9 protein-coding genes are annotated in these 11,880 nt (G+C 33.3%); all 9 read left to right on the top strand.

The window, feature by feature from the left end; all coding sequences use genetic code 11:
- Positions 1–607 precede the first annotated feature (607 nt).
- The 9 genes from AC4PHI_RS04460 to AC4PHI_RS04500 all read left to right on the top strand — a co-directional run bounded on the left by AC4PHI_RS04460 (position 608) and on the right by AC4PHI_RS04500 (position 11,812).
- Positions 608–1,618, top strand: a complete 1,011-nt coding sequence (locus tag AC4PHI_RS04460; protein WP_492201115.1) for a LacI family DNA-binding transcriptional regulator — start codon at positions 608–610, stop codon at positions 1,616–1,618.
- A 5-nt stretch (positions 1,619–1,623) separates the two neighbouring features.
- Complete coding sequence (locus tag AC4PHI_RS04465; RefSeq protein WP_492201116.1) at positions 1,624–2,562, top strand: ROK family protein; 939 nt, start codon at positions 1,624–1,626, stop codon at positions 2,560–2,562.
- Between the two features lie 40 nt (positions 2,563–2,602).
- Positions 2,603–3,547 (top strand): ABC transporter permease subunit, encoded by a 945-nt coding sequence (locus AC4PHI_RS04470; protein WP_492201117.1) that lies wholly within the window; start codon positions 2,603–2,605, stop codon positions 3,545–3,547.
- A gap of 14 nt (positions 3,548–3,561) precedes the next feature.
- Positions 3,562–4,446, top strand: a complete 885-nt coding sequence (locus tag AC4PHI_RS04475; protein ID WP_492201118.1) for a carbohydrate ABC transporter permease — start codon at positions 3,562–3,564, stop codon at positions 4,444–4,446.
- Positions 4,447–4,473: 27 nt separating this feature from the next.
- Positions 4,474–6,099, top strand: a complete 1,626-nt coding sequence (locus tag AC4PHI_RS04480; protein WP_492201119.1) for a type 2 periplasmic-binding domain-containing protein — start codon at positions 4,474–4,476, stop codon at positions 6,097–6,099.
- Between the two features lie 19 nt (positions 6,100–6,118).
- A complete protein-coding gene (locus AC4PHI_RS04485; RefSeq protein ID WP_492201120.1) occupies positions 6,119–6,739 on the top strand; it encodes a DUF624 domain-containing protein in 621 nt (206 codons plus the stop codon).
- Positions 6,736–8,064, top strand: coding sequence for a glycoside hydrolase family 30 protein (locus tag AC4PHI_RS04490; RefSeq protein ID WP_492201121.1), 1,329 nt, complete (start codon positions 6,736–6,738; stop codon positions 8,062–8,064). Before AC4PHI_RS04485 ends, AC4PHI_RS04490 begins: the two co-directional genes overlap by 4 nt.
- 1,248 nt (positions 8,065–9,312) lie before the next feature.
- Entirely contained in the window at positions 9,313–11,367 is a 2,055-nt protein-coding gene (locus tag AC4PHI_RS04495) for a BglG family transcription antiterminator (RefSeq protein WP_492201122.1), read from the top strand.
- Entirely contained in the window at positions 11,360–11,812 is a 453-nt protein-coding gene (locus tag AC4PHI_RS04500) for a PTS sugar transporter subunit IIA (RefSeq protein WP_492201123.1), read from the top strand. Before AC4PHI_RS04495 ends, AC4PHI_RS04500 begins: the two co-directional genes overlap by 8 nt.
- The last annotated feature ends 68 nt before the right edge of the window (positions 11,813–11,880 follow it).

Consider the following 11,880-nt stretch of genomic DNA (forward strand, 5'->3'; position numbering starts at 1 on the left):
CATCGGTGGAGAGTTTTTCTCTACCGATGTTATTGTTTATGTTCCAAAATAAGTCCTTGTATGATGTAGACCTTACCAAGTAATTGATAAAAATTTCGGTAGTCCAAAGAGATAGGTTTAATTGGAGTGCAGCCAATTACTATTATCTATTGTTGAATATAGTTTTGGTGACTAAGACAAACTAACATTTGAAGGCAGACTCATAAATTTTGTCCTTTCGATTACATTCTAATTTATATTCATCAAATGAAGTTGCTTTAGTAGAAGATGATGAGGTTATGATGAGGGATGGGTATAGAGAATAATTGATGTTAGTAGTTATGAAACAGGGGAAATGGCAAATCGTCATGATTCATTTACACAAATAAAATTAATCATAGACAATCAATTTTTTATCACCTTATAAAGACTTTACAGGAAATCATGCCAAATGGTGAGGATTTATAAATAAAAAAGCTCATGAAATAAATGAGGGTACATACTGTACCAACGTGGTTCTAGTGTCAATTTAATGGTACAGATACCTAAATTATGAAACGATATTGTCTATGGTAGCATTTTCAATTATGATTAACTCAAAAATAAAAACGTTTTTATGAGGGACGATATGAAAAATAGAACAACAATTAGAGATGTGGCAAAAGAAGCCAATGTATCGATAGCTACAGTATCGAAAGCCTTAAATGGTGTTGATGTTGTAAAACCATCGACAAAAAATCGTATTCTAGAAGCAGCTCAGAAGCTGCACTATGTTCCAAATCTGATGGGAAAACAATTGAAATCGGGTCAAACTAAAATGCTAGGTTTTTATACTAATACTATTAGTGGACCTTATTTTAGTCCATTAGTGGAAGCAATGGCAAGAGAAGCGGAACGCTTAGGATATGGTATCAATGTTTTTATTACAACTGATAAACAAATTATCATTAATAGTATTATGGGAAATATGGTGGATGGAATCATTGGTTTTGAAGACTTGATTGATGAAGAAGATTTAATTGCTATTAAGCGTGAAAAAATAAAAGCAGTATTCATTGATCGACGTACAGTAAGTGAAACAATAGGAAGTGTCGTTTTTGACTCATTTAAAACAGGAAAAACAGCCACAGAATATTTATTATCCAAAGGGCACCGTCGCATTGCTTTTATATTAGGGTTTTACGGTGTATATGATAATGATGAACGATTTTTAGGTTATCAATCTGCTTTGAAAAAAGCAAAGATACAATTTGATAAAGATCTGGTATTGGTGGGAGAATTTGAAGAAACTGCAGCTTATCATACTATTCAATCCTTTATAACTACTTATAAAGGAGAAATGCCTTCTGCTTTTTTAGCTGGCAATGATTTGAGTGCAATTGGTACAATTAAAGGCTTGCTGGATTTAGGATATCAAATACCAGCAGATTTTAGCGTGGTTGGTTTCGATGGTATTGATTTATTAGAGTATTTTGAACCTAGATTAACCACAGTTGTGAATCCAATTCAGCAGCAAGGGAAATTAGCAGTCAGACATTTGGTTAATTTAATTGAAAAAAATGAAAAAGGAACTTCTTTTGTATTAAAAGGTAAGCTTGTTGAAGGGTGTTCAGTTAGAAATTTTGGAAGAAAAGAGTGAGGTACATGTATATCGGTATTGATATTGGCGGAACAACAGTTAAGTATGGATTGATAAATGAAAAAGGAGAAATATTGAGTAGAGATTTGATACCCACGAATCATAAAAATAAAAATTTTATTGAAGAAATTATCAGAATTATACAAAACTTTCAAATGAAAAACTTAGAAGTCAAGGGTGTTGGAATCAGTGCTCCTGGAATTATTAAAGAAAATGGTTATATGATTACGGCAGGGGCAATTAAATCGTTGTATGGAATTAACCTAAAACATGAAATAGAAGCTGCTGTTCACTTACCTGTTTTTGTGGAAAATGATGCTAATTCAGCAGCAATTGCTGAAAAATGGATTGGCAATGCCCAGGGAATTGAAAATTATTTGTGCATCGTTTTAGGTACAGGAATGGGTGGTGGCATTGTCATTAATGGTGATATTTATCGTGGTGGTCATGGAATGGCTGGAGAATTTGGTTGGATGATTATTGATGATATACCGGAAAAGGGAAATATTGAATCAGCTTCATTAAATCAACGAGCGGCTGTCGTTAGCGGTTTGTGTTCACAATATAATAAAATGATGAAGCAAAATGATATGTCTTTTGAGGAAATATATGATGCTCAAATTATTTTTCAACAAGAAAAAACAAATAAAATTGCAGCATTTGTTATTCAACGTTTTTTCCAAGAATTATCAATAGGTTTGATTAATTTGATTAGTTGCTTTGATCCGGAATTGATTTTAATCGGTGGCGGCATAAGTGAGAATAATTATTTTTTCACGCGTTTAAAAAGTGAATTAGCTACTTTGGAAAATCGGCATGGGAGCATATCGTATTTAAAAGAACTGACAGTTGCTCCAATCAAACAAACTAAGCTAAAAAATGACGCTGGCATGATTGGTGCAGTTTTTCAAGTTCGTCAAAAAATAAATAAACAAATGAAATAAAAACGTTTTTACTTTGATGAGATGTAAGGAGGAATTCAAAATGGAAGCAAAAAATAAAAAGATTAATAATAAAATAGTTGATTGGCTTCAGAATTTTTTTGATCAATGGGAACTTCAAACAATGGTATGGCCAGGAATTATTTTTATGATTATTTTTAATTTTATTCCTATCTATGGATTGACGATGGCCTTCAAACGCTACACTGTTATCGACACAATGGACACGGCTCCATGGGTAGGGTTAGAAAATTTTCGAATCATTATGAAAGACCGCTTTTTTTGGGATTCAGTGATGAATACATTAGGGATTAGTTTTTTAAAACTGGCAATTGGATTCTTTTTACCGGTTATATTAGCTATTTTAATTTTTGAATTGCGAAAGGGTCCTTTCAAGAAAATCGTACAAACTATTTCCTACATGCCATACTTTTTATCTTGGATTGTTTTAGGTGGGATGTTGATCAATTGGTTATCTACTACAGGGTTATTAAATTCAATCTTAGCAGGATTAGGTTTTTCTATAAAAAATGAAAATTACCTGCTATCAACCGGTAAATATTGGTGGATTGCTGTGTTATCGGATATTTGGAAAAACACTGGTTGGGGAACGATTCTATACCTAGCCACATTGGCTAAAATTGATCCATCATACTATGAAGCTGCGAAAATCGATGGTGCATCTCGTATGCAGCAAATGATGAAAATTACGCTACCTATGCTAAAGGGAATCATTAGTTTAAATTTGATATTAACTATTAGTGGTTTACTGGGTTCAAATTTAGACCAGACGATGGTTTTAATGAATAATCAAAACCAAGCAAAGGCGGAAGTAATTAATTCTTATGTTTTTAGAATGGGGATTGCGCAAGGAGATTTCTCTTATGCAACAGCAGTTGGTTTGGGAGTATCCGTTGTTTCAGTGATATTGCTTATTCTTTCAAATCAATTTACCAAACGATTGAATGATAATCAGTCAGTATTATGAAAAGAGGATGGGAAATGGAAAGAAAAATTATGAAAAAAGATGTGGATAGTCGTCTATTTGATGTGATTAATGTACTCATCTTATCTATCTTCACTCTATTGATAGTTGTCCCTCTGTGGAATGTAGTTGTTTCATCTTTTGCTTCTGGGCAAGTATTAGCAAAGGGAGATTTTGTTTTCTGGCCTTCGGAATTATCATTGGAGAATTATAAGGCAGTGTTTCGTGACAGTACAATTTTAAGAGCATTTATCATTTCTGTTTTAAAAACAGTGATTGGAGTTGTAACTCATGTCTTTTTCTGTGCCATGATGGCTTACGGAATGAGTAAGTCAAATTTAAAAGGACGTAAATTGTACTCTGCCATGGGAGTCACAACAATGTTTTTTTCTGGAGGGATGATTCCGACATATTTATTGCTTCGACAATTAGGAATGTTAAACAGTTTTTGGGTGTATATTATTCCTGCTCTGCTAAGTTACTATGACGTAATTATTTTAATGAATTTTTTTCGAAATGTTCCAGCTTCATTAGAAGAATCTGCCATGATTGATGGTGCGGGGCATTGGCGTATTTTTCTTCAAATTTTCCTGCCATTGTCAAAACCAGCGTTAGCTACTATTGCATTATTCAATGGTGTGAATCAATGGAATGATTTTATGACAGCCCGTCTTTATATCACAGATAAAGAATTGTATCCTCTTCAGATGAAGTTGTATGAAATTATCGTGCAATCACAAACACAAGGAATGCAAAATATCGGAACAGCAGTAGCGGAAAGCACAACGAAAGGCGTTCAGCTAGCCACAATCGTTGTAACGACAATTCCAATTTTAGTGATTTATCCCTTACTTCAAAAGCATTTTATTGCGGGAATGATGGTTGGGGCTGTTAAAGAATAAAAAAAATAAAGAAAAGAGGCATACGAAATGAATTACAAAAAAATTTTAAGCAGTCTTGCTTTGGCTAGTTCTATCTTTTTACTAGCAGCTTGCGGCGGAAATGATTCTGATAGGAAAGAGAATGAGGAAGTAGACATTTCTAATCGCTATGAACTTGATCCAGAAAAACCAGCGTGGCAGCTGGATACGAAAGAAGAAATAACAGAGTTAACATGGTATGTGAATGCTGATTGGTGGAATGATGAGTGGGGGAATGATGTTGTTACCAAGCAGTTAGAAAAAGATTTGAATGTAAAAATCAAATTTATTAAAGGGGATGACACCAATTTAAACACAATGTTTTCTAGCAATGATATGGCAGATATTGTAACAATTTTTGATTCTAACTCTCAAGTAGCTCAAAAAGCAAATACTTGGGCCTATTCATTAAATGAGCTCTCAGAAAAATATGACCCTTATTGGGATAAAGCAGCAGCGGAAGACACGATAAATTGGTTCCAATTATCAGATGGGAAAACTTATGGCTATCCCAATTATTCAAATACTACAACAGATTATGATAGTGGCTTAATTCCAGCCAACACAAATTTTTTAATTCGTAAAGACGTCTATGAAGCCATCGGTGAACCAGACTTTGGAACACCGGAACAATTTAGGGATGGGATGATGAAAATTAAAGAAGCATTTCCGGAACTAATGCCATTTGGCTTTAATGCATTTGGCGATGGAGCAGGATCTTTAGGTGATGTTTTTCAAGATTTCCTAGGAGTTGAATTAGAAACAGAGAATGGTGAATTCTATAATCGTAATTTTGATGAAGAATACATAACTTGGCTTCGTACACTTAGACAAGTTCACACTGATGGTAATATATCAGATGATAGTTTTTCGGATGATGGTACTGCTTTTGAAGAGAAAGTAAAGTCAGGCCAATATGCAACAATTTTGGCAAGTGGTACGGCACAGATGAGTGCCTTTATGCAAGATTGGTTAGCTTCCAATCCTGATGGGCAATATGTTGCTATCGATGGTCCACAAAATAGTTCTGGAAAAGAACCGAAACTAAATCAGAGTGGCATTACAGGCTGGATGATTAATTATATTAGTAAAACAGCTAAGGATCCAGCCAAAGCAATTCAAGTTTTCACTTATTTACAAAGCGAAGTAGGGCAGTTATTAACTACATTTGGTATTGAAGGTGAAACCTTTGAGTACGATGGAGATGGTAAGATTTCGTTACTTCCTGAGGTTCAGCAAATGAAGGATAACGACGCAGACCGTTTCAAAAAAGAATATCGGCTAGGGGAATTTATATTTTTTGGACACGATAAATATCAAGCTTTCGCTAGCACATCTACTCAAACACCTGCGCTAATTCAACCACGTAAATGGGGGGAAGGAAAATTATATCCACATTTTATTTTAGAAAACATTAATCCTGAATCAGGGACACCAGAAGCTCGTAATTTATCAGGTATTGATACAAGTTGGTATACGACGTTGGTAAGCTTAATTCGTTCCTCTTCAGATGAAGAATTTGATAAAATTCTAACAGACCATAAAGAATTTTTGGAACAAAATGGATGGGAAGATATCGTTAAAATTCGCAACGAAAAAATGAAAGAAAATAAAGAAAAGTTGAACATTAAATAAAAGAAAAGAGGCAGTATTTATGAAAAAAGTATTTCAGTTAGAAGGAGAAGCTTACCAGTTTTTATCAAAAGGATATGAATTATTGGTGATTAATCTACTTATGATACTTTTTAGTCTACCTGTATTTACAATAGGTAGTGCTGTAAATGCTGCCTTTCATATTTTAATTGATTTAGAAGAAAAAAATATAAGTGAAATTACGAAAACATATTGGTATTACTTTAAAAATCATTTTATTCCAAGTACGTTACTGTTTCTAGGAAGTATCGGAATAGCATTAGTGACAATAGGTTTAGTTATTTTTACTATGCAAACACCCATTCAGTTTTTAATCTTGATTCTTGCAGCTTTCACAGGAATTTTAGTACTTAATTTGTTAACAACAGCAGCTTATCAAGAATTAAATATAAAAAAAATTATTATAACAGCTTTTGGTATGAGTTTAAAATATACCGGATATTTTTGTTTAAGTATTACTGCCTTTGTATTGTCGATTTTAATTCCAATCTTTCTGCCGAAATTGATGTTCCCCTGGTTCTTTTTTGGTCTTAGTTTACCAATGTTGTTACAAATTAAGTTATATATCTATTGCCTGAATCACTTTAAAAACAATTATTCTGCAAAAGGAGAAAATAAGTGACTAAACATTTTTTTAGAACAACCGATGAAAAACATTTATTTGAGGAAGTTTTATACTCTAAAGAGGAATTTCCAGTTACTGCTAAGATTCAAATAGATGAGCGTGTATACGAACAAACCATAGATGGATTTGGAGCTTCATTTACAGATTCTGCGGCTTTTTTGATAGATAAAAAATTAAGTAGTCAGCAGAAGGAAGAGGCAATGACACAACTTTTTGATCCAGAGGACGGGATAGGGTTGTCGTTGATTCGCAATCCCATGGGTGCTTCTGACTATGCTCGTTTCATATATAGCTATGATGACCAGTTTGAAGGTCAGAAGGACCCGGAATTAAATAAGTTTTCAATTGCACATGATAAAGAAAGTATTATTCCTTTAACACAGTGGGCACAAAAGCTAAATTCCGAATTAAAGCTATTTGCTTCACCATGGAGTGCTCCAGGTTGGATGAAAGATACGGGGAAAATGGTTACAGGACGGTTATTGCCGGAATATTACGGGATATATGCTGACTATTTTGTACGATTTATTCAAGATTATGCCAAAGAAGGTTTAAAAGTGTACGCTGTAACTCCTCAAAATGAACCATTATTTGAACCACAGCACTACCCCGGAATGCTTTTTTTAGCACATGAGGAAGCAAAGTTTGTAAAAGAGTATCTAAAACCTGCTTTCCAAAAAGCTGGTTTGAAAACCAAAATATTTGGCTATGATCATAATTGGGATCGTGTGGATTATGCTTTTGAATTGTACGATCACGCTGAAGAAGCTTTTGATGGCATCGCTTGGCATTGGTATGGTGGAAATCCTATAAACCAGTCACGTGTCGCTTCTTTCTTTCCAGAAAAAGAAATTCATTTTACAGAAGGATCTGGTGGGGAGTGGATTCCTGCTTTTGAGCCAGCTTTTAGTAATTTAATTCGAACAGGGATTGAAGTCTTACGCAACGGTTCTAAATCTTTTATTTTGTGGAATATTGCTTTAGATGAAAATAATGGCCCAGTTATTCCAGGATTCGGGAGAAGCACTTGTCGCGGATTATTAAAAATTAGTCAAAAAGATCAGACAATGGAATATACTCTAGATTTTTATGGATTGGCTCATTTTAGCAAATTTATCCGTCCAAATGCGAAACGGATTAAAACAGAACAACTTCATCCGGTGAAGAATGTCATCTTTGAGAATGAAGATGGCTCTCTTGTCTGGGTAGTCTTTAATGATTCATCTGATTCCCAAATGATTGAATTAGTCGAACAAGGGAAATTAATAGGAAAAATTTATTTACCTCCTAAAGCTGCTGGTACATTCGTTCAAAAAAATTAAATATAAACTGCTGGCTATTTGTTTTTTTATTCTAAATATTTTCTTGTGAAAGTTATCTTTACTTCATACTTTTACACTGGTAAATACTTAGCATTCAAACAAAAAGCAGTTTGAGCAAATAAGGATAATATAGTCCTATTAGTGTATATTCTGGTTCGGTGGTTGAGGTATATTACTTGTGAAAAGATAAAAAATTTTTTAGATAAATAATAATTTCTATAGTACTTTTGCAACCATTTTTAAAAGCAAAGCAGGAATTGAACACCAGTTTAACCTATCTTGACATCGGTGGTGTACTTTTACTCTCTGCCAACAGCGATTTTGAAAATCTTGAAGATTATTTTCACTTTAATTTTGATATTGATAATCCTTTATAGGTTGCCCATTAAATAAAAGAGGTTTGAAATCATTGTCGACTAGTGTCAAAAGGTTGATAATAAATTATTGACTAATTCTTGCTAAGAGTCCAAACTGACTAAGTTTGTACCCGTCAGCACTCATTTTCCAACTATTCAGACAAAGTAGACTAGTCGTTTAGGATTCCCCCAATTTTACTTTGAATCTTAAAAATAGAAGAGTTCCTTATCATATCAAAAAAATTTAGTTCCTTTGAAAAAGTTCAGATGATTCTGTTGAGCTTTTGTATAATTAGCAGCGCACGTGTTTAGAGAATGCATCCTCTCATTAAGACGTTATTTCTCCGATAGCTAGCTTTGCGGCTTTAAATTGCGCGCAACATTTGATGTTAGGACTTTTGATATTGCCTGCCCTTCTGTAATGGTTTTATTGGTTTGGGTTTTCTTGTGTGTTGAGATGCGGAAATAGAATTTTTGATTATTAGTGTCCGAGTTCTTCAGCTGTACGAATAGGACCTAAACAAATCTTGGTCCGTTTACTAATCATAGGTTTCAAGCACTCGTAAGCACTAGACTTCGACATATGTAATAAAGGCTTATTTTGTCTATATATTTGCTGCCGTCTAATCAGCATTGTCTTTGGAAATATTTTTAGTCCTTTCACTATTAAGAGTGAGATGTAATAGAGTCATTGACTTCAGTCCATTAGAGTAAGTTTTTTTACGAAAACATTATACTCAAGACTGTCGTCAATGGCTTTTTTTATATGATCAATTTTTAACCATTTATATGGATTTTATCAAGGAGGTACAAATAATGGAGAATGTTTTACATGTTTTAGACCTTACAGTATTCAAACATAGAAAATATAATGGATTTGAAGGAGGTGTAAATGATGATTGATAGACGAATGTTGCTAGTTCTTAATTACCTGAAGGAGAATAAAGAATCTACGTATAGGGAAATTTCAGAATCTCTCGAAATTAAAGAACGATACGTTAGATATGATATTGATAAATTAAATGACGTGCTCTCTTTGAATAAGTTACCAATGATAGAGAAAAAATCCAAGGGAAAACTTATTTTTCCTAAGACAAAAAAGCTTAATCTTTGGCTAGTTTCTCAAAATTTTTTATTTTCTCAAGAAGATCGAGTGAATGTGATACTTTTGATACTTTTACTTGATAATAAATCTTTGAGGCTGAATCATTTATCAGACAGGCTAGAAGTTTCACGCTCCACTTTGAAAAACGATTTGAACGAACTGGAAAAAGAATTGGCATCCTATGATTTAGTGATAAATTATCGGAAATATTTCTATTTAGAAGGAAACAGTGACCGTTATAATTATTTACTATATAAAGAGTTAAGAAAATATAATTATTTATTTTTCTCAGACAGTGAAAAAGATTTACCTTTTGACATGATAATTAAAGAGATTTTTTTATCTGCCTTTAATGAAATATCTATCAAACGATTAGTAGAAATTATACGTAAAGATTTGATCGCTCAACAAATTATTTTAACTGATGATTCATTTGAATGGTATTTTACCAATACTTTGATAGTTATATGGTCAAATATTCATCATCGAGAAGATGTAATAGATTTTCATCGATTTTATTATGATTCCAATATATTAAATGTTCAAAATGTTGTTAGAAGTCTGGAAGAGGAAATCGGTATCGGTTTCACTGAGGAACAGAAGGAATACATAGGTGGGTTGCTAAATTACACAAGCAAATACTCGGACTTAAGTGAGACTGATGATGTTATGCAGGCCCAGGCCATTACTTTTCAACTGGTAGACAAGATGAGTGAAGAAATTGGCATGGACTTTAGAAAAGATGAAGGTTTAATCAAGGGGCTGATCAACCATGTCTCTCCACTTATCAAAAGAATTAATAATAAAATAGAGATTGCTGAAAATATTTTACCAGTCCTTTCAACACGAGATATAGAAGTTTATGAAATTGTTTCAAGAGTCATCAAGAAAGTAGATGTTTTAAATCGTATTACTAGCGAAGAAGAGTTGACATACATTGCAATTCATTTTTTGGCCAGCATTCGTAGAGTAGGAGAAGCTTCTCCAAAAAGGGTATTACTTGTCTGTGGCTATGGTTATGGAACTTCATTGATGTTAAAAGAAGCTTTGATTAATGAATTCCAGTTGGAGATTATGGCAGTCATTCCTTCCTATTATATTCCGAGTTACGATGATTGGGCTAATATAGATTGCGTTATTTCAACGACTAATCATTTTAAGTTATCCGTTGAAAAGCCATTAGCTTACGTTAATCCGATATTGACAGAAGATGATTTTCAAAAAATTAGTAATTTAGGAATCGTGAAAAAGAAAGTATTGTCCCATTATTGTTCGATCAACGACAATCTTGCATTTTTAAATGATCAAAATCGACTAAAAGTTCTCGAAGTTATCAGAAAAGAATTTGGTTATCCTTCTAAGAATAGTAAAAACAAGATAAATACTTTGTCTGACATGCTTGATTTATCACGTATTCGAATGATTGAGAAATCCGATTCATGGATTGAAATCGTTAAAGAAAGCAGTGATATCTTGTTTGAAAATGGTTTTGTGGATGAGTTATACGGTCAGGAGATTATTGATAGTGTTAATCGGATGGGATACTACTCTATTTCGGATGATCATTTTGCATTACTTCACGGCAGTGCAGGAAGGCATGTAGTAAAAAGTGGCATGAGTATGGTGGTCAGCAAAAAAGCGATTCGATTTGGTGAAAAATATGTGAACTTTGTTTTCTGTTTAGCTAGTAAAGATAACAAAGAACACATTCCTGCTCTTATTTCTTTGGTAAGGATGGTAAAGCAAACACCTATCATTCATGATTTGAAAAAGGCAGAAAATGCTGAGGAAATCCTCAATCAAATATACGAATGTGAAAGGATGATAAATGAAAATGGCTGAAGTTTTGGATCGGAGCAGCATCATTATTGATATTGAGGGAAAAGAAAAAGAAGACATCTTACTTCTAATGGCTGAGCAGTTGAATAATCTTAATCGGATTAGCAATGTGAGGACATTTATGCAAGATGTAATGGCCAGAGAATCTCTTGAACCCACTGCAATTGGGCATATGATTGGAATGCCTCACGGAAGAAGCCGTACAGTTATATTTCCATCAATTTGTTATGCAAGATTATTTGAACCAATTATATGGAATAAAAAAACAGGAGAAGAGGTTGATACAGTGATAATGATTGCGGTTCCAGATGATGATAATGAGACCCACATAAAAATTATTTCTAAATTAGCCAGAAATTTAATGCATGATGAATTCAGAGAAAATTTATCTCACAGTACCACAGAAGAAATTTATCAAGTGTTTAAAAATATTTTAACTGATGAATAGGCTTACACTATTTGATAGTTTTTTTTCAAAAATCATCACTGATATTTCGCTGATGGTTGTTTTATGAT

Source organism: Vagococcus sp. QWL-13 (assembly GCF_058683555.1).

Excerpts from the sequence above, each read along its gene's own strand:
- AC4PHI_RS04495 (WP_492201122.1), top strand. The coding sequence starts at position 9,313 with ATGATGATTGATAGACGAATGTTGCTAGTTCTTAATTACCTGAAGGAG.
- AC4PHI_RS04485 (WP_492201120.1), top strand. The coding sequence starts at position 6,119 with ATGAAAAAAGTATTTCAGTTAGAAGGAGAAGCTTACCAGTTTTTATCA.
- AC4PHI_RS04470 (WP_492201117.1), top strand. The coding sequence starts at position 2,603 with ATGGAAGCAAAAAATAAAAAGATTAATAATAAAATAGTTGATTGGCTT.
- AC4PHI_RS04460 (WP_492201115.1), top strand. The coding sequence starts at position 608 with ATGAAAAATAGAACAACAATTAGAGATGTGGCAAAAGAAGCCAATGTA.
- AC4PHI_RS04465 (WP_492201116.1), top strand. The coding sequence starts at position 1,624 with ATGTATATCGGTATTGATATTGGCGGAACAACAGTTAAGTATGGATTG.
- AC4PHI_RS04500 (WP_492201123.1), top strand. The coding sequence starts at position 11,360 with ATGGCTGAAGTTTTGGATCGGAGCAGCATCATTATTGATATTGAGGGA.
- AC4PHI_RS04475 (WP_492201118.1), top strand. The coding sequence starts at position 3,562 with ATGGAAAGAAAAATTATGAAAAAAGATGTGGATAGTCGTCTATTTGAT.
- AC4PHI_RS04480 (WP_492201119.1), top strand. The coding sequence starts at position 4,474 with ATGAATTACAAAAAAATTTTAAGCAGTCTTGCTTTGGCTAGTTCTATC.